Source organism: Neptunomonas sp., from assembly GCF_016744175.1.
In the GTDB taxonomy this organism is placed as follows: Bacteria; Pseudomonadota; Gammaproteobacteria; order Pseudomonadales; family Balneatricaceae; genus Neptunomonas.
In genome coordinates this window covers 87,758-108,695 of record NZ_JADGEV010000003.1, presented here as the reverse complement: position 1 = coordinate 108,695, position 20,938 = coordinate 87,758, and the positions used below count along the sequence as shown (strand labels likewise).

Below are 20,938 nucleotides of genomic sequence, written 5' to 3'. Positions count from 1 at the left end.
CCTTACTTCTGTTCTTCTGGAAAGATGCCGTCCAGCTTGCGCCAGTCTTCATTGGCTTTGGACACATCTTGTGACCAATCTGGGTATTGGCTAATCGTATCTGGCACCTGAGCAGGCCACCAGCAAGCATCAGCACAACCATACAAATCAGACTCCATTGGCTGGCACAATGAGCCCAAACCACCAAAAGGATCAACTTCCCAACCCGGGTCATTCGTGGAAGTACAACCCACCACAGACTGCATCGCTACAACCTCTTCAACTTCATTGGGTGAAGTGGTTCGGTCGAGCATTTTTGCTTTCTTATTGAAAGATTTAAGGTGTTTCATTTAAGCACTCCTTCTTGGAGAGACATGGGCTTCAAAAAACCCTGGATTCTCTAGCATGATGCGCGTGTACGCTTCTACACCGAAGTCGACCCAATCTCGTAACAGGTCACAGTAGTGGTAAGAAGGTACGGTCGCATCACCGTATTTTGCGTAACTTTCGTGATAGCAACCGCCAGAACAAATATTGCGGATACGACAGGTTTCACAGCCTGTTTCAGTGCGATCTAGTCGGGTTTCAACAAACTCTGCTAACGCAGGTTTATCCAGCCCTTCACTAACATCGCCAAACAAAGCCTGATCAGACCCGGTAAAGCGGTGACAAAGATTAATGCCGCCCTTGGTATCTACCGCTAATAAGCCAACACCGGCACCACAAGGCAGCTGTTTCTTGTTGCCTTCATGAATATCTGTCATCAGCATATGCATATTGCCAAATCCCATATTCTTGCCGTCAAGCGCCGCTGCCAGATACTTTCTGCCTAAGCGTTTCATGCCTTCAAACACTTCAACCATCTCGTCGCCAGTCAGGTTAAACGAGGATATATCACCTGATGTTACGGGGCCAAAACCAACTTCAGTGAAACCTAACTCGCCATACAGGTGGTCAAAAACCGCTTCAACATCGGTAATGCCGCGAGTTAAGGTCACTCGGCAACCCACAGGACGAGCGTTATAACGAGACAGCAGCATTTGTGCTTTCTTTTTAACGACTTCATAAGTGCCCTGACCACCGACAGTGATGCGGTTTTTATCATGCATCGCTTTAGGTCCGTCCATCGAAATGGTTAAGCCAAAGCGGTGCTCGTTCAGCCAGTCCACCAGCTTCTCATTAAGCAAAGTGGCATTGGTCGTCATGGTAAAACTGACATCGGCTTCTAAGCTAGCAAAGCGCTCTTCACAGTACGCCACAACATTGCGAATTAATGGCAGATTGCTCAGTGGCTCACCTCCAAAAAACACAACGTTATACTGGCGCTGATCAGGAGATTCTTTGAGCATCATCTCTACCGATTGCACGGCTGTTTCATAGCTCATCTTGTCACCCTTAGATGGGGTGGTCAGATCTTCTTTGTAACAGTAAGTACAGCTCAGGTTACAGCCTGTATTTGTGTTCAATACGATGGTGGTCAATGGAAATTGAGTCACTGGCTGCGGCTCGATATTTATCTGCGCCTTGTTGGCAGCAACCAAATCGGCATCCGCTACGATTTTAAGCGTCTTAAACTCTTCCAACGTATCGACAACATCAGCAGCACTGAAGCGGCCATCAAACCGTTCTCGCAGTTGTGGGGCAGAAACCTCCTTCTGACCTGAGAATAGTTCGATCATCTCCCTACTCAAATCATCCAGTTCAAACAGGCCACTAGTAGGTACATGGAACAGCATTCGCCGCGCCTCTACATCTACCAGATGTAAATTTGGTTTTACCAGCGTTAAAGATCCCATGTCAGCCTCGCTTCTTTTTATTGGTTATAGCTGTTATTGGCAGTCGATTTGTTTCAACAGTCGCTATCACTAGATCAATTACTGAATGGCTCGTTTGATAAAAGTAGGCACGGTTACCAGCAGATGCGCTTCGCCTTCAACCTTGTTATCTCCATCAGCGACCTTGGCAATCACTTTCAGATTTCCCACGTTATTGGTGGAGAATTTACGCTCAGGGTTCAGGCCAGCATCACCGGGGGTAAAGATACCGTCGCTATCAATTGATCCTGCATATTTCAGATCATTATCATGCTCAGCTACTTCATCAAATGGCAGTAGTGACCATTGAGCTTGCATGTAGCCCAAACGCATATCATCTTCGGTGCCTGGCTTTCCATCGCTACCCGCACTAAATGCCAAAGCGCGGTAAGTCGATTGCACTTTTGCTAAGTTACCGCCGTTACCGCCTATACGTGCTATGGATTCATTTGGCGTAACCTGAACTGCTGCAATGCTGTCATACACGGCTAACTGTGCTGTTGCTTTAGTTGCACCTACTGCAACGTTGCGCAAGCCTACAGATGCACTCGATGATGCTTTTGCCAAAACGACGATACGGTCAGCGTCACGTGACAATACCTTCACAAGCTGAACACCCTTACCCAAAGAAATATCACCTTTGAGGCCACTGCCAATGATAGTGATTTCCTGTTGTCCACCTTGCTTAATGGCTGAAGGAGACAATGCAACAATGGCTTTACCATTCATCGCGTTCAGTTCACCACCGATCTCGTCATGCGCTGCTTGGTACATGCGACCGGTTAACGTAGAGCCGTCTTCTGAAGCGGCCATCACTTGGCGCATTTTCACGCCATCAAGCGTCAAGCTAGCGCGCCATTCGTAACCGGAAAACACCTTCGCCTGACCACTTCCTTTCAGAGGGCTACCGTCAGCATAATGACCGGTCATCGTGAGCGAGAAATTATCTTTAGACACGTTAGTAATGTTCAACGTAGCACTGTAGTTACCCTTGCCTGCTATAAACCCTGCAACACTCCAGCTGCCTGCCAGCGTTGGCTTCGGCATCTGCTGCCATTTTTTCCAAGCCGGATCATTAAAGGCATAGTCCGCTGCTAACTTAGGAGTAACATCGTTATAAGCAATGTCGTACCAAGAGCGATCTCGTGCCAGCGCATGCAGCTCAGTGGTGGGGTTTATCGCCATGTGAGTATTCACATGCAGCTTCCACTCATCTTCAGTACGACGCTGCAAACCAAAACGTGCATTAGAGTGACAACGCGCACACATCTCGGCATAAGCAGGATCCACATTTTCTACCACATTCGGCTTTTGCTCCAACACGTAACGGTGTGGTGCTGACTCAGAGGGGGCCAAACCTTGCGTATCAGACAGGTACTTAATCACCGCTCGCTCTTCATCTGACGAGATCACTAAACCGTTCAAGCGTTGCATACGGTTAATTGTCATCTGCCAGCCTTCAGGCGTTTTTCGCTGTTGACTTATGCGTGAGTATGGTGCTTCAGGGTTGCCTGTCTGGGTATGACACAGCAAACATTTTTCTTTTATAACACTCTCACCATCCACCGCTACAACCGCGCTGGAAAGACCCATAAAAGCTATAGCGCCACTAACATATAGTGCTCGCTTCATCATTGGTTTTTTCAAGACTATCACTCCTGGCTTTCGGTGATATTTTTATAGTTATCCATTCATACAGCTCAAGCTTTAAGCTATCAAGGATGGGGTTTAGATAAAGTACGCTTCCCATGTAAATAAAGTACCGGCTATATGTAGTCTTTTGTTGTTAAATGTAACTGAATGTAACTACACATCGAAATTAGCCATTAACTTACTGATATAAAAGAGTTATAAAAATAATCGACAAGAAATGACCTCGCTTTTCTTTACTCATCTCCATTGCTAGACTCAAACAAAGCCTCTGGATGAACTCTGCTCTATGACAAGCCACACAAACCATAAATATAGAATACTGATTGTTGAAGATGATTTTGCCTCACGATCACTTCTTTCTAGCTACCTAGAAAAAGAAGGCTACTTCGTCAGTGAGACAGAACAAGCAGATAATCTATGTGAGCGAGTACAACAAGAACAGATTGATCTTGTGCTACTTGATATCAATTTGCCTGGTAAAGATGGCCTAACCCTAACCCGGGAGCTTCGCTCAGTCTCCAGCGTAGGCATTATTCTGGTGACCAGTAAAGGCGATGAAATTGACCGCATCGTTGGTTTAGAACTGGGAGCAGACGATTACGTCACTAAACCCTTTAACCCACGAGAGCTGCTGGTACGGGCAAAGAACTTACTATGGCGTGTTAAAGATAGCCAACAGGCTCGACAACAAGAAAGCACTCAAAAGTGGACGTTTGAAGGTTGGGTATTAGATGCAAATAAACGCTTGCTCACCTCCCCCGCTAGTGTTGATGAACGCCTACCCGAAGGTGAGTTTAAGTTACTCAGCGCACTTCTCTACGCGCCCGGCGCTATACTGTCACGTGATCAGCTAATGGATGCAATCCATGACCGTGAGTGGACACCCAATGACCGCTCGGTAGATGTCATGGTTGGGAGGCTACGACGAAAATTAGGTGATAACCCGTCTAATCCGCACTTTATTTTGACTGCACACGGTGCAGGTTATGTGTTTGCCGGTGAGGTACGCTAAGTATGCACTCAAAAGGAATCTCTCTTGTGCAGGAGCTGATTCATCAGGGTAAACGCAGCCGAATTTCACGCGGTGTATCTGAAAGTAATCAAGCGGTCGTCATTAAACAACCCAGCCATCATGCCAACCCACTTTCAGCAAACCGGCGCTTACTCCATGAAGCTGATATTTTAAGCGAACTCAGCATTGACGGAGTGATTCCGTTAGTAGAGTGCCTAAAATCTGAAACAGACCACAGCCTTGTCTTTTTGGATAACGCGGCAATTAGCCTACGTGAGTGGCTGTTGTTAGAGAGACCCGATCTTATAACACGCTTAACAATAGCGCTAAGCCTTAGTAAAACTCTGGGGCAAATACATGAAGCGCGTATTACTCACAAACAGATAACACCCGATAATATTCTTATTAACCCAGCAACTCAGCAAGCCTATATTATCGACTTCTCGATGAGCAGCCGACTCAGCCGGGAGCACCCCTCATCAAGTGCTCCTCAGGCCAATTCAGACAACCTATCCTACATAGCACCTGAACAAACAGGGCGTATTAATCGTTACATTGACTACCGTACCGATTACTACAGCTGGGGTATCACGCTGTATGAGATATTTACCGGCTGTCTACCCTTTACACAACAAAATAACCAAGAGCTCTTACACTGTCACATAGCACGCCAACCCAAGGCGCCGCATCTTCTTAACCCTGAGTTACCCGTAGTATTATCTAATATTATCTTCAAGCTGATGGCGAAAGATGCAGCACAACGTTACCAATCCAGCTACGGGCTCTGCCACGATATAAATGCTTGTTTGGAACAAGTGCACTCTAAAAATCTACAAGATTTTGCCGTCGGCTCTCAAGATGTTTCAGAGAGATTTGAGCTACCACAAACACTGTACGGCCGCACCGCCACAGTTACCCAATTGAAAACCTGCTTTGATAATGTCAGTGCCGGCAAACAATCAATGGCCTTAATTACTGGCTATGCGGGCGTCGGAAAATCCAGTGTTGTGCATGAATTACGCCATTATATTTCGCAGCATCATGGCCTCTTCGCCAGTGGCAAGTTCGATCAATATCATCGAAACCGACCTTATACTGCTATTTATCAGGCAATGCAGACACTTATTCGCCAGCTATTAACAGAACCAGACGAACGTATTAAACACTGGCGATCAAACCTCCAAGAAGCCTTTGGCAGCAATGCCGAGGTGCTACTTAAGCTAATCCCTGAACTTGAACTCATTATTGGCGAACAACCACAAACACCTCGCTTATCACCATCTGAAGAGCAGCACCGCTTCTCGCATATTTTCCGCCAGATGCTGAAAGTATTTGCTACAGCAGAACACCCCTTAGTGCTTTTCTTTGATGACTTACATTGGGCCGACCTATCCTCATTAACGCTCTTAGAAAAACTGGCGCATCACCCGCAACATCCTCATCTTTTTATTATTGGAAGTTACCGGGATAACGAGTTCAACAAACATCACCCGTTTCAACTATCACTCCAGCGCCTTAAAAGCTCACCGCTTGAGTTGTCTTTATATGAAATAAAAGCGTTAACGCTTGAAGATATTCAGCTTTTAATTGCCGATACACTGAGCCACTCAGTAGAGCAGAGCAAACCACTGGCTGAAATATGTTTTGAGAAAACCCAAGGCAACCCATTCTTTTTAAATCAGTTTTTACTCGATTTATATGAAAAACGCCTTATCCATTTTCAAGGAAGCCTTTGGGCATGGAATGAAGACGAGATTCGTGACTGTGAAATAACCGATAACGTTATTAGCTTTATGGTGGATAAAATCCGCCGCCTGACGCCCCAAACACAGTCGGTCATACAAATAGCAGCATGTATCGGAAACCCCGTTGCTTTGCCTATTCTTGCTGCGGTATGTGAACAATCATCCGAGCAAACAGCCACGGATCTATGGCAAGCTATTTCTGAAGGCCTGATCTTTCCATTAGAAGCAAACCATCACGCCAAGAATAAAGAACAGGCAGAACAGCTACGCTATCGCTTTGTACATGATCGTGTTCAACAAGCCGCCTACTCTCTAATTCCTGCTGATGACATTACCAATCTTCACTACCGCATAGGCCACATACTACAAACAAAAACACCTCGCCATGAACAGGGCCGTCGTATTTTTGATGTGACTAATCACCTGAACCAGGCACAAGTATTAATTGAAACAGCAACAGAAAGAGTAGAACTCACCCGCCTTAATCTGCAGGCAGGCTTACAGGCAAAAGAGGCTGCTGCTTTTGAATCAGCCTTTGATTATTTTCGTAAAGGGATTGAGCTACTAACAGATGATTGCTGGGAAAACCATCCATCCATCGCCTTATCGCTATACCAACATGCAGCAGAAGCAGCCTATATCAAAGCAGACTTCGTGACACTGCACCAGCTTGTTGATACTGCGCTCCCTCATTGTAATCAGATGACCGATAAGGTGCTGCTTCAGGAGTTACAAATTCAAGCGTTGGTGTCTACTAACCATTTTGATGATGCGCTAACCGTTGCCTTACACTTGTTGAAACAACTCAATTTCCCGCTCCCTAATGCTCCAGGAGCATTTGCTATTAATCGCGCTAGACTCAGCTCATTGGTTAGACTTTATCGCTATTCAGATGAACAAATTCTAAGTTTACCGAAGATGGAGCAGCCAGAAGCACTAGCGGCTATGCCTATTCTGACCAGCATGTTTGGCGTGGTAAAATTTTCAAGCTCGGGTCTGCGTCCCTTAGTGATGGCGAAAGAGGTAGAGTTAACATTACGCTATGGACTAAGCACAGAATCAGCCATGGCATTTGCTGGTTATGGTGGTGTGCTTTGTGGTAAATACCAGCAAATAAAACAGGGGTTCCGCCTAGGCGCGTTGGCTATTAAGCTAGCACAACAAACAGATAACAATCGAATAGAACACAAAGTTCAGTCTCTGTTTAACACCTATATACGACATTATAAAGAACCACTTACACTTTGCTCTGAAGCATTATTAGAGGCCCACAATAGCGGCTTAGAAACCGGAGACATTGAATGGAGCGCCTACTCGTTAGCTGCACATATTCAGTACAGCCTGCCACTAAGTGACAATTTCGATCAACTTGCTATTAAGCTTCAAGATTACATTCTGCAACTACAAGTAACCGGGCAAAAACAGTCTCTACAGTATTCATTAATGGCACTGCAGTTTGTAGAGGTACTGAGACATCCAACAGCGCCGCCAACATTAAATGGCGAGTACTACGATGCCGAATCAATGCTCATTGAGCATCATGATAATAATCACAAAACAGCAATTTGCTTACATTTTTTCTATCAATCCTTACTTGCATTCATTTTTAAGAAACATCAACGAGCAGACGAACTAGGACAAAAAGCCTGTCAATTTAGCCCATATATCAGTGGCACCTATACCGAACCTTTTTTACATTACATCAATACTATCAACAGCATATTGTTACTTCCTTCTTTGCGTGAGTCTGAGCAAATGCAGCGTATTAAGGAGATCAATACTTACCTTAAAACTAGCAACTATTTGACTGAACAATGCCCACAGAATCATGAACACCGCCAATTATTAGTAAAAGCTGCACTGCTCACTTACGAGCAATCTTACAGTGAAGCTATTGATCTTTTTGATCAGGCTATTCTGCTAATGCAGAAAAATTCTTTTCATCTGGATTTAGCCATTGGCAACGAACTAGCTAGCCAATGTTACCGTAGCTGGGGAAAACACAGCATTGCTCATCACTATATAACTCAGGCTTATCAAGCTTATGAGCGCTTAGGAGCAAAGAACAAGTTACGGCAGCTAAAAGCTGAATATAGTGACCTCAGCCCAGCCCCCTATCAACATAAGCAAACTGACTTTTCTGACTCAGCGTTTTCTAGCGAACCTGCAGAACAGCCAAGCCGTGTTTACGATGTATCATCAGTAATTAAAGCATCACAGGCCATATCGGATGAGATCGTACTTGAACCGCTTCTCAGCCGGCTCATTAAGCTCGCTATTGAAAACGCGGGTGCGCAACGCGCTGTCCTATTGCTCAACCGACAAACATTAGTTATTGAAGCCGAAGCCGGTATCGATGGTCCTACAAAACACTATGACGCTATGCCTCTAGATGACGGTGCACACCTACTGCCAACCAGCATCATTCATTATGTAGCGCGCACAAAAGAAAATGTGGTTTTAGGCCATGCCAGCCAGCATGAAATGTTCCAACAAGATACCTACATTCAAGAGAAACAACCTCTCTCATTGCTCTGTATGCCTATCATGTATCACGGAGCACTCACCGCCATTCTCTATTTGGAGAACAGCCAAAGTCGTGATGTTTTTGACAGGAACCGCTTACAAGCACTTCAAATATTATCGGCGCAGGCCGCTATCTCAATAGAAAATGCAAAGCTATACCAAAGCTTGGAAAAGTCCGAATATAACTACAAATCACTCTTTATGAACGCAGTAGAGGGGATTTTCAGAGCAGCACCAGAAGGGCGATTTATCTCAGCAAACCCTGCACTCGCTGCGTTACTGGGCTACCCCACACCTAATGCTTTTCTTGGTGAGATCACCGATATCGCCAGCCAATGCTTTATTGATGATACTGACCTTCGCTCCTTCATGGATACATTAAGCTCTCACCAAAAGATCATAAACTTTGAAACTCGCTGGCAAACAAAATCCGGCTTTCCTATTTATGTCGCCATTTCTGCTCGCATCGTACATAACCCGCAGGGTGAACTTGAGTATTACGAAGGATCTTTAACAGATATTAGTGAGCGCAAAGCAAAAGAAGCCGCAGAACAAGCACGCAGTAAAGCTGAAGCCGAAAATGAAGAAAAGTCACGCTTCTTAGCCACCATGAGCCACGAAATACGCACACCCATGAATGGGATTTTAGGAATGACACAGTTACTCAAAAAAAGTAACTTAGATCATACCCAAGTTGAGCAAGTAGATACTATTTATAAAGCGGGACAATCTCTATTAACAATTTTAAACGATATTCTCGACTTCTCTAAAGCCGAATCAGGTCAATTAGAATTAGAAACAAACCCTTTCAAAATCGAAGATGTCCTCGATGAGGTATATTGTTTATTTATGCCTCTGGCACAAGAAAAATCACTACAAATTGTTCCTAAAATTGATCGTATGCTTCCAACTGTTGTAGGTGATCGACGTGCCCTCACCCAGATACTCATGAACCTCTGCTCCAATGCATTAAAATTCACTCATGAGGGGTACATCACCTTAAAAGCCATAAACCTGAGCCAAACATACAACGATATTACTGTGCGAATTGAGGTAGAAGATACTGGCATTGGTATCGCACAAGCCTCCCAAAGTAAAATATTTCAGCACTTCATACAGGCTGACAGCACTATCACCCGTCGCTATGGAGGAACCGGGTTAGGCCTAGCAATTACCAAGCGAATGGTAGAGCAACAAGGAGGAAATGTCGGTTTTTCAAGTACACAAAGCAAAGGATCAACTTTCTGGTTTGAGTTAGCGTACCCCTTATGCAACAGTAAAGCACTGCCAAAGACTCAAGATACAACAGCTATATCCCCCACAACGCCACTGGATATACTTCTTGTTGAAGATACACCCGTCAACCAACAAGTGGCCAAAGGCTTACTCGAAAGCGATGGCCATCATGTCAATATTGCTGAAGATGGTTTCACAGCACTTTCTATGCATAACGACCATCTTTATGATCTTATTTTGATGGATATTCATCTACCCGATATGGACGGAATTACCACAACAAAAAGAATTCGCTCCCACCCAAATCCAAAACATGCCGCCATTAAGATTATTGCTTTAACTGCATCGGTATCCCAGCATGAAATAGAGCAGTATAAGCAAGCGGGTATGGATGGTGTCCTTGCAAAACCTATCCAGTTTGAAGCGATGCAACAACTCTTAAACGACAACACAGTATTAGACTCTGAGCATATGCAAACCAAGCAAGGTAAATATCTAAACACCACGCTACTAGACCAACATCAACAACTACTAGGCACAGAGCGTATTCAAAAGCTTATCGAGCAGTTTTATCAAATGGCGAGCACATTAGTGCCCGAGATAGAAAAAGCGGCAAAAGAGAAACAGCTAGCATCACTGGGCACTGCTGCACACACACTCGCTGGCGCGGCTGCAAACTTTGGTTTTGAGGCATTACATTCACACTGCCAAACACTAGAGCGTGCCGCTCAAGCCGATTTACCGAGAGATGCGTCTGTTCTAGCAGAACAAACCAAATGTTTATATAACGACAGTAAAACTGAGCTTGGCCTCTATTTTGAAAAACAAAAAGAAAGCGATGTAAATACATAGATAAAAGGTATGGGGTGATAAAAAAACCAAATGCCACGGAGAGAATACTAATGGCATTCGGTAAAGGTAAACCTATAGCGTTTTACAATTAGCGGTTAATATTTAAAAGCTGTGGAACGGTATACTCCAACAATCCTTCAAGCCCAAATTCAACACCAAATCCAGACATTTTACAGCCTCCAAACGGCGCATGAGGTAATACTTCTGCATGCCCATTTATCCACGCCGTACCGCACTCAAGCTGCGAAGCGACTTCTTGAGCCTGATTGATATCAGCTCCCCATACCGAGCCACCTAACCCATTCTCACTCGCATTGGCTCGAGCAATTGCATCATCAATATCGCTGTATTTAATTAAAGGGAGCACCGGACCAAACTGCTCTTCATCAACGACGCGCATACCGTCAGTGACATTAGTTACAATGGTTGGTGGTATAAAATACCCTGCGCCTTCTGGGACGGCAGCACTTGGGTGAACAACGCCACCATTCGCTTTTGCATCAGCAATAAGCTCATTCACTAAATCATATTGGGCTTTATTTTGAACAGGCCCGAAAGTAACTTCAGGTGTTGCGCCATCACCAACGACTTGTTGCTGTGCAATCGCTATTAACTCCTGGCTTAAATCATCATAAATAGACTCATGTACATAAAGTCGCTTTAACGCTGCACACGTTTGCCCCATATTCAAAAATGCGGTTTGAAACACCCCTTGAGCGATTGCTTTTACATCCGTACCCGGCAAAATAATTGCAGCATCATTTCCACCTAACTCAAGCGTTAAACGCTTCAAGTTATCAGCAGCATTACGCATAATATTTTGCCCTGTTGGCGTAGAGCCAGTGAATACAATCTTACGGATTTTCCCATGCCCACTCATCGCACGTCCTAAGCCACCTTCGCCAGTAACGATATTAGCAACACCCGCCGGAACAACTTCGTTAATGAGTTCAACCAACCGCATAGTATTAAATGGCGTCATAGAAGAAGGTTTAACAACAATAGTATTTCCTGAACGCAAAGCAGGCATAATATGCCAAACAGCAATCATTAGCGGCCAGTTCCATGGCAAAATTGACCCAACCACACCTAAGGGCTTACGGTGAAGTTCAATTCGCTTATTCGGGCTATCTTCAATGATTTCAACCGGGATTTCTAAATCAGCCGTATAGCGAGTCCAGGCTACAGCTCCTCCAACCTCCATTTGCGCCAGCGCGTGAGGCTTACCCTGTTCGCTGGTGATAATGTTAGCAAGTTCTCCTGCATGCTCTTCAATTTTGTCTGCAATTTTATGCAACATAGCCTGACGATCTTCATGACTTGTTCTTTGCCAGCTAACAAATGCTTTCTCTGCAACATCTACAGCATTATCAAGCTGTTCTAGTGACGCGGTAGGGCATTCTGAAAGCCGCTCAGCCGTTGCTGGATTTATAACCGTAAAAGGTGAACTTTCACCTGCTACTGCTTCCCCATTTATTATCATTGAGTAGTCATTTTTCATAAAAGAACCTGCTTATCAAAATAATTAGAACCGAGCTTATTAAGCCCGGAATTTAGCGATGAGAGCTTTCTTAACGTTTAGAAAGGCACTATCGCTATCATTTGAAAATACGTATTGGTATCAGTGTTTCCAATTTGAACGCCTGTATTTTCAGGCGTATAGAAACCCAGCAGAGGGCTAATAATCAGGTGATCATTGACTACCCACTCAGCATAAATATCAATTTCTTGGCCATCTAAAGCGCCACTACCACTGGCTGTATCGCTAAAGTCAAAAAATAAAGCACCGACTGAAAGCATCTCAGTCGGTGTCACTTTAAAAGCTACATGATGAACATCTGCATCACTATTAAAAGGTCCTGCGTAATTAGCGGCCACCTCCCCTTGGAACCACGTCCCGTAACCACGATTGAAACCAAAGAACAGCGGATCAAACCCTTCTTCAAAAGTACTATAACGGTAGTTCACACTAGGAGACCAAAGCACCTCAGAAAATGTCCAACCGGCCTCCACATACCATGCATTACCATCTTTTTTCGAATCGTCACCCTGCTTTTGTGTTACAAACTCAGATGACAAAAATAGATTTTCAACACCGGCGTTTCCCTGAAAACGTAAACTCAATGTATCTTGTCCGTCACGATGTGAGTAGCCAAAAGCATCATTAACACTTAAGCCTTTAAGATACATCGCCCCAAACGTGCCTTTTTCGGTGTTATATTCAACATTAATACCTGCTAGTTCGGTCTCTGCCTGCGCCTTATTATCTGAAGAAATCCAGAAAATATCAGAGCGAATACCTTTATCACTCGCAATCCTTAATACAGCAGTTTGATCAAACGCTTTACGGGCAGCAAGCCAGTACGCTCCCCCTCGATTGAAATCTTTGCCCAAAGCATCGCCAAAGTTCAAAGCATCACCGTTAATCAGAAAGCCATCTCCAAATGACAGGTTTTGTCTTCCGAATGATAGCTCTAGCCCATTTTCTCCAAGCGATGGCATAAGGTTTCCAGAACGCCAGCCTACATAGGCATCCTCTAACTTCGTTTTACGTTCATCACCACTGGTAAACCCACCTGCATCACCATCTCCAAACGTACCCGAGCTTGTCAAGTTCAACGCACCGTAGACCGTGGCCCCCTGCTCAAGATTACGTGTAGCACTCAGGCCATACTTGATATAGGCCTCTTGCCAATTTGAGCTTCCTTCTTCATTAACAGCAGCACCCGTCACGTCATAGCTTTGTTCACTATTAAATGTACCAAGAATGGCTTCAATATCGAGGTTCACCTCACCTGCATCGCTTGTATGCAAATTATAAGCATGAGCAGGCAACGCCACCATTGCAGCTACAGCAGCACCCAACAGGTACGGTTTACGAAATTTGAAGGGGGTTTTCATCTGGATGGTTCCTCCACGGAAACAGTCGTTATTCTTATTAGTTATTGATGATTCCAGTAAATGAATCACTTTATAACGCTAAGCATACTGTTGTGGTGTAAACCAGCTTTGGGCTAAATGTTTGAAGTTGTTATTAAATGTAATGAGATGTAACTATCAATGATTGTTAAGCATCATATTCCCTTAACTTACGATAAATCGTTGCTCGGCTAATTCCTAAAGCAGAGGCCGTTGCTGAAACATTACCATCGCATTGCTCTAACGTATTACGTATAAGTTCTAACTCAGTTACCTTAATAGTTCCGGTTCGGCCAGAAGAACTATTAGCATTTAACTCATCAATAAAATCATCTGTTAAGTGATCAATAGTTATCTCTATTTCTCCATCGTCAAGAAACGCTACTGCCGCTTTCATCACCATCTCTAACTGGCGAATATTACCCGGCCAAGCATACAGGCGAAACATGTCACGAACTTCATCATGAACTTTCACATGCGAAGCTTCCATGCGGCCTAACAAATCTGCTAGTAAAGTATTAAAATCAGATCGATCCCGCAAAGCCGGTAGCTGTACCCCAACCCCATTTAGTCGATAGTAAAGGTCTTCACGAAAGTCACTACCTTTGACTAACGCTTTGATATCTCGATGCGTAGCGCAAATTAGAGCAATATCTAGGTCAACCTCCTCTCCCCCACCTAACGGAGCCACCCTGCGTTCTTGTAAAACACGTAATAAACGCGCTTGCAAAGCAAGTGGCATATCACCAATTTCATCCAAAAATAAAGTTCCACTATTTGCTTGTTGGAAACGCCCTACCATTCCTCCTTTACGTGACCCAGTAAATGCACCTTCACGATACCCAAACAGTTCTGACTCAATCAAACCTTCGGGAATCGCAGCGCAGTTCACTGCAATAAAAGGTTTATCCGCACGCTCACTCTGATTATGTAAGGCGCGTGCGACGACTTCTTTTCCGGTACCTGTTTCTCCATTAAGCAGGACGGGTAAGTCATGATCAATACCTTTTAAAGCCATACGCAGAGCTTTAGCAAGGCGAGGGTGTTCTGCACCTATTTTTTGTAACGAAGGATGATTTAAGTGGCGCTTTGCTTTGCTCACGTTATTAGTAAAAGAGTGACTTCTAGTAGGCAATCCCTTCAATTGTCGAGGAAAGTGCAATAACTCACAGTAAAGTACAACGTCTCTAAGTTGCAATGTCACACTGGTGTTACGTAACAGCTGATTTAGCAGCGCCGTAGGAGCTTGACCGGTAACGGCCTCGATCGGCTGATGCTGCAAGCTCTCACGTGGTTTTCTTAATAACTGGCACGCTTGCTCATTCAGCGCCAAAATATTACCTTCCATATCAATAGCAATTAGCCCTTGCCATGCAGAATGCAGGTACTCAGTACGGCTATGAAAAGCAATAATCACATGTTCTTGAAAGTGGGAGATAAATAATCTGTTTTCTATATTGCGCGCCGCTAACTGAACCGCACTCATATTACCTTGTATATGCTGAGCATTGGCTTCAGTGGTTAAATCGAGAACGCCAAGTAATTGACCATTAACGCCTGAAATTGGTGTTGATGTACAAGAGAAACAAGACACGCCATCCAGAAAATGCTCAGTACCGTTAATCATTACAGGCTTACCATCTACAACCGCTGTACCGAGTGCATTAGTACCATGTGTTTCTTCTGACCAACAGGTTCCAGGATCTAGTGCATACTCCCCTGCATTTTTGAGCGAGCGTCTATCACCTAATAACGAGAGAATAGTAGCCTGCTCATTAGCAAGAATGACCATACCTTTATCACGGTTAAAGAGTCGAGAAAGATGATCCATCTCAGGAGCAGCCATAGAAATTAGCGTTTGATGGTTCTCTTTGAGTTCAAGAACATCACAGGCAGGATTATTTTGTGTAATTAAAGGATCTTCAAAACGAACCCCGGCTTTAATACTACGCTGCCAAGATGCTTCAATCTGGGCACGTAAAAAACCGCTAGGAACTTCACCTTCTAAAAGCAGCCTTTCACGAGCACGCTGCGCGTCATGAAGAGGATCACTGTAAATTCTCTGCTCTAACTTATAAGACATAGAACATGGCCTCTTCATTATTGTTATAGGGCTGGATGTCTTTGTATAAAACGTTTATTCCTATCACTCTAAACTGAGTACAAAGTAAAATGCAATATCGACACATACACCAAAGACAAAGTAACCACTTTAATGAAGAGGTTTTAAAGTAGCTACGCTCTCTTCTCTTTAAGCGCTTAAAAAAAATGTATCATCACAGTTAGCATGTAAAAAATACGACTATCATTTTTATTGCTTCGGGAAAAAAGCCCCTATGAGACCGTATACGGTCTCCAATAGGGGAATAACCAGAGGGTGAACGTAGAACTTAACGAATAAAGATTTGAGACGTACTAATAGCCATATCACCGCCAGGCAATTGGATATTGCCAAGTTTTTCTAATGAGTCAGCATCATAAATAGCTACATCATTAAATGTGCCACCAAGATATATTTTGCTGCCATCATGGTTCATAGCAATACAGTAATAAGAATGGTCAAGAGCAGCCGCTTTGATCAGCTTTTTCTCCTTAACATCATATTTAGCCAAGCGATTAAGCACACCAAACACAATATTAGGGTCCTTAGGAGACATCATGCCGGTGAAGTAGATCTCAGTAATCGGCCCAAAATCAGTCGTTTGGGTTTTTCCGGTTTCTAAATTCACATTCATAAATCCATAAATCCAATCTGCCGTATCTACATTGTACGAGTCATCTTGAAATTTTGCCGTGGTATATAGAATTGTAAAATCTTTTGATGGAGTCTGAATAGGCCATGCATTCAATACATCAGGTGGTGCATACAGTGGACGCTGCCAATTCCTGCTAGCTATTGCCGTTGTATATTTACCCGTATGTACATCAAACTTATAAATATCTGCACCAGCCATATACAACCCCCCATCTGCACCAGTGGTCATGACAGTAATTTGCCTCGGTACTGGGAAGGTACGGATAGGTTTTGCATCCAGACCACCATCAGAACTATAAACCGCCAATTGCGTTGGTTGAATTCGATAATGATCCGTATTTAGCTTAGTAGGATTATGTATTGCATAAACCTCTTTGCCATCAGGACTGATTGCCATAGAAAAAATAGATTTTGTACGTACAGTCGGGTCACTTGAAAATCGCGTATGAAAACTCACATCACATGTATCCAAATTAATGCCGTAGATATCTTCATAGTGATTAGACAGAATGTATGCCGTTTTATTATCAGGGGCAACTTGCATCACACCAGGACCAAAAGCACCTGGTACTTTGCACGTTTTAAATAACTTATCAGTGACCACATCAATAACATTGATTTGATTGGGGTAATTGGCAACAACCATGTATTCATTACCAGACTTCAATGGCGCATCAGCTGCCTGCACAAAAGAAGGTGCGACACCTGCTGCTATAGCCAATAAGGCGGTATTCAATCTTATAGCCAGTGATGGCTTTATTTTTGTTATGTTCATTATGCTCATCCTGCCTTTACTTTTTATCTGCGGGGAAAACAGTGCCCAAGTTCCGCCAGTCATCTTTAGAATTCTGGGCATCTTTGTTCCAGTCCTGGTATGTATTCATCATGTCTGGAACCTGAGCAGGCCACCAGCAAGGATCGGCACAGCCATAAAGGTCTGACTCCATGGGCTGACAAAGTGATGTAACCGAACCGAATGCATCGATCTCCCAACCTGGGTCTGTCGTCGCAGTACAACCTGCCAAGCTACTCATTGCCACAACCTCTTCCACCTGGTTATCGGTGACGGCTTGGTCAAGCAGTTGAGCTTTATTATTGATGGGTTTAAGAAATTTCATATCAGAGAGCCCTCCGAGGTGTAATGTATGTATCGATAAAGGCCGGATTTTCGGCCATGATGCGGCTATAGGTTTCGATGACAAAATCAACCCACTCACGCATCAAATCGCAGTAGTGGTAAGTAGGACGAGTCGGGTCTTCATAGCGAGCGTAGCTTTCGTGATAGCAACCTCCCGAACAAAGGTTCCTAATATGACACGTCTCGCAGCCGGTATTTGTTCGATCCAAGCGCTCTGCAAGAAATCCACCCAAACGCTCTTTATCAATACCTTGATGCACATCGCCAAACGTATTCAGATCTGATCCGGTAAAACGATGACATAGGTTGAGTTCGCCTTTGTGATCCACGGCTAACATTTTCAAACCAGCGCCACATGGCAATGCTTTCTTATTACCTTCGTGGATATCCGTTATCATCTGATGCATATTGCTAAAACCTATATTACGATTCTGCAATGCTGCTTCTAAATAACGTTGCCCCAGCGCTTTCATGTTATCGAAGACCTGTTTAACCTCTTCATCAGAAAGGTTAAATTCAGACATATCACCCGATGTTACTGGCGCAAAACCCACTTCAGAAAAACCCAGATCGTTAAATAGATGATCCCAAATTGCTTCAACATCTGTTACGCCTTTTGTTAACGTGACGCGTGCACCCACTGGGCGTGAACGGTAACGTGACAACAGCATTTCGGCTTTACGCCTAACAACAGCATAAGTACCTTGCCCACCCACAGTGATACGATTTTTATCATGTATCGCTTCAGGGCCATCCATACTGATTGAAATACCAAAGCGGTGTTGATCAAGCCAGTCCACTAGGTCTTCATTAAGTAAGGTGGCGTTGGTCGTCGTTACAAAATTGACACGCTTGCCCGCCTCTGCAAAGCGTTGCTCACAATAAGCGACCATCTCTTTGATAAGCGGCAGATTACTCATAGGCTCACCACCAAAGAACACAACCGTGTAGGTCTCTTCATCCGGTGATTCTTTTAGCAGCATTTCAACAGATGCTTTAGCTGTTTCAAAATCCATTTTTTTGCCCGCTGAAGGCTTATCTAAGTCCTCTTTGTAACAGTAAGTGCAGCTGAGATTACAACCCGTATTAACATTCAGTACTACCGTTGTTAACGGAAATCTATCCACTGTTTTAGCACTAATTTCAGGCGTCAAACCCGAGCCATCACTCACGACTTCTAATGCACATAGATTATGCACTAACTCATGAACATCGCCGCTGCTATAGCGGCTAATAAGCTGCTGGCTAATCTCTTCAACCGACAAGCTCCCGCTACGCAACAATCCAAAAACATCTTGTGTCATCGAGTCCAACTCAAATAACGAATTAGTCGGGATATGAAACATCATTTGCCGTTCGCTCACCCGAACTTCATGTAGATTGTTCTCAACTATGTTAAGTACAGCACTCATGATTCAGTTCCTCGTTTTACTTATTTTTATGTGTCTTCTACTCGCGAGCTGAACATTACGGAATGGGAGGGTTATTCCAACGCTGTATAGTTACGATGAGCTGCCCATCAGCCGTTACTGATTTACCTTCATCATTAACCTGAGCGATAACTTTGAGATTGCCAGCATTATTAGTGCTCATACGGCGCTCTGGGTTTGGTCCAGCCAAAGCCGGAGTAAATACACCAGAAGCAGCGTTCATTCGTCCACTAAAGTGAACATCATTATCTGCCGCCGAAGTTGCATCAAACGGTTCCACAGACCATGTCGCTGGCATAAAGCCAATTCGCACATCATCTTCTGTACCTGCTAAACCATCAGTCCCAGCAGCCCACGCTTCTGCCTCAAAAGCCGCTTCTATTTTTGGAGTAGAGCTATCATTGCCACCGACACGCGCAACCTGAAATGCAGGAACAACTTTAAGGCTTGCTACGTGGTCATACACCGTTATGTCTGCAGTAGCCTTACCAATACGGATTGTCTTGGGTCCCGTTGCTATTGAGTTGCTCGCTTTAACTTGCAATACACGTTTGTTTTGATCAGAAGTAACATCTTTGAGCAGAGTTAACCCCTCGGCTAATACCACATCACCCTGCAAACCAGTTCCAACAATTGATAATTCAACGGTGTCACCCACTTTTATATATTCAGGCTGAATGGCTATAACAGAAGACTGAGTGCTGCCCTGCTTGAGAGCAGAAAAATCAAACCCACGTTCATCATGTTCACGCTCGAACATCCGGCCCTGCATCTCTCCTGTTTTTGCTGTAGAGAAGACCTGTCTCATCGATATTCCATCTACCGTCAAGTTAGCTCGCCACTCATAGCCAGTATAAAGAATCGCCTCGCCTGTACCTTTAAAAGCGCTGCCATCAGCATATTGGCCTGTCAGCGTAATGCTAAACTGATCTTTATTGTCTTCGACTACTTGCATAACACCGTGCATTTCACCTTTGCCCGGCATCTTCCCTGCGAACGTCCAGCTTCCAGCCACGACAGGCTTCACACTTTTCTGCCACTGGTCCCAAGACTTACTTTGTAGTGGCAACATTGCAGCTAACTCGGGTACCATTTCGTTCAATGCCAAATCCAGCCAGTCACGGTCGCGTGCCATAGCCTGATATTCAGTCGTTGGCCATTGCCCTAAATGAAAGTGTACTAAGTGCTCCCACTCACTAGCAGGACGACGTTGTAACAAAACTCGTGCTCCAGAGTGGCAACGCGCGCAGGTTTCTGTAAATGATTGTGATTCGAAACTTTCAGATGTATTTAAACGGCGCTCTAGTGCATAGCGTGCCCCTTCAGTTTCAGAAGGCGCTAAACCTTGGCGGTCTGCTAAGTATTTAACCAAGGTGTGACGCTCATCATCACTGATTTTTAGCCCATGCATAATTTGCATGCGCGCAATACTCATCAACCAGCCTTCGGGGGTTTTTCGCTGATGACTAATACGGCTCCATGAAGTTTTTCCTTCCTCAACATGACAGGCCAAACATTTTTGTTGAACGATATTCTGTGCATCAGCGGCGCTTGCCGACGGAATAAATGAAAGTGAAGCTGCTGTTAACAGCCCGCTCATTAAAGAAACGATAGGGGGTGTCTTTTTCAAAACAAGACCTCCTGATTATTATGATTATTTTAAGATGGATTTATTTGTTTCACACTCAAGGCAAAGCATATGGTGTGCCATTATCCGTTAAGTCCTTTATTAACAAAAAGTTACAACACAAACATGTACTTTCGTATCTAAAAACATAGTCACTAAAACTGTTTTAAAATGAGACACCTGTGCAAATCTGATACACCTTGCTACAAACCAGTCCAAACGGTGCTCCTGCTTCAGTAAGCCACACAAAGC

At 44.1% G+C, this 20,938-nt stretch carries 12 protein-coding genes; 2 read left to right on the top strand and 10 right to left on the bottom strand.

Annotated features, from left to right (window positions below; translation table 11 throughout):
* Positions 1-2 precede the first annotated feature (2 nt).
* From qhpC (QZZ55_RS02255) to peaA (QZZ55_RS02245), 3 genes are all read right to left on the bottom strand, one after another.
* Complete coding sequence (qhpC, locus tag QZZ55_RS02255) at positions 3-329, bottom strand: quinohemoprotein amine dehydrogenase subunit gamma (protein WP_293264873.1); 327 nt, start codon at positions 327-329, stop codon at positions 3-5.
* Complete coding sequence (gene peaB / locus QZZ55_RS02250; protein WP_293264871.1) at positions 330-1,775, bottom strand: quinohemoprotein amine dehydrogenase maturation protein; 1,446 nt, start codon at positions 1,773-1,775, stop codon at positions 330-332.
* A 78-nt stretch (positions 1,776-1,853) separates the two neighbouring features.
* Positions 1,854-3,440, bottom strand: a complete 1,587-nt coding sequence (gene peaA / locus QZZ55_RS02245; RefSeq protein WP_293264869.1) for a quinohemoprotein amine dehydrogenase subunit alpha — start codon at positions 3,438-3,440, stop codon at positions 1,854-1,856.
* Between the two features lie 292 nt (positions 3,441-3,732).
* Between peaA (QZZ55_RS02245) and QZZ55_RS02240 the strand changes: the two genes are divergently transcribed.
* Positions 3,733-4,458, top strand: coding sequence for a response regulator (locus QZZ55_RS02240; RefSeq protein WP_293264867.1), 726 nt, complete (start codon positions 3,733-3,735; stop codon positions 4,456-4,458).
* Between the two features lie 2 nt (positions 4,459-4,460).
* Entirely contained in the window at positions 4,461-10,817 is a 6,357-nt protein-coding gene (locus QZZ55_RS02235) for an AAA family ATPase (RefSeq protein WP_293264865.1), read from the top strand.
* Between the two features lie 88 nt (positions 10,818-10,905).
* Here QZZ55_RS02235 and QZZ55_RS02230 read toward each other — a convergent pair whose 3' ends face one another.
* The 7 genes from QZZ55_RS02230 to peaA (QZZ55_RS02200) form a co-directional block, all read right to left on the bottom strand.
* On the bottom strand, positions 10,906-12,318 hold the full coding sequence (locus QZZ55_RS02230; RefSeq protein ID WP_293264863.1) for an aldehyde dehydrogenase family protein: 1,413 nt from the start codon (positions 12,316-12,318) through the stop codon (positions 10,906-10,908).
* Positions 12,319-12,395: 77 nt separating this feature from the next.
* Positions 12,396-13,718, bottom strand: coding sequence for a hypothetical protein (locus QZZ55_RS02225; RefSeq protein ID WP_293264861.1), 1,323 nt, complete (start codon positions 13,716-13,718; stop codon positions 12,396-12,398).
* A gap of 166 nt (positions 13,719-13,884) precedes the next feature.
* Entirely contained in the window at positions 13,885-15,819 is a 1,935-nt protein-coding gene (locus QZZ55_RS02220) for a sigma-54-dependent Fis family transcriptional regulator (RefSeq protein WP_293264859.1), read from the bottom strand.
* Between the two features lie 307 nt (positions 15,820-16,126).
* Positions 16,127-17,266, bottom strand: a complete 1,140-nt coding sequence (peaD, locus tag QZZ55_RS02215) for a quinohemoprotein amine dehydrogenase subunit beta (RefSeq protein WP_293264857.1) — start codon at positions 17,264-17,266, stop codon at positions 16,127-16,129.
* Between the two features lie 16 nt (positions 17,267-17,282).
* The gene (gene qhpC, locus QZZ55_RS02210) at positions 17,283-17,609 is read right to left on the bottom strand and encodes a quinohemoprotein amine dehydrogenase subunit gamma (RefSeq protein WP_028469489.1); all 327 of its coding nucleotides are present in this window, start codon (positions 17,607-17,609) and stop codon (positions 17,283-17,285) included.
* Between the two features lies 1 nt (position 17,610).
* Positions 17,611-19,041: a quinohemoprotein amine dehydrogenase maturation protein gene (gene peaB, locus QZZ55_RS02205; protein WP_293264851.1), complete on the bottom strand. Its 1,431-nt coding sequence runs from the start codon at positions 19,039-19,041 to the stop codon at positions 17,611-17,613.
* A gap of 55 nt (positions 19,042-19,096) precedes the next feature.
* A complete protein-coding gene (peaA, locus tag QZZ55_RS02200) occupies positions 19,097-20,689 on the bottom strand; it encodes a quinohemoprotein amine dehydrogenase subunit alpha (protein ID WP_293264849.1) in 1,593 nt (530 codons plus the stop codon).
* Between the last annotated feature and the right edge of the window lie 249 nt (positions 20,690-20,938).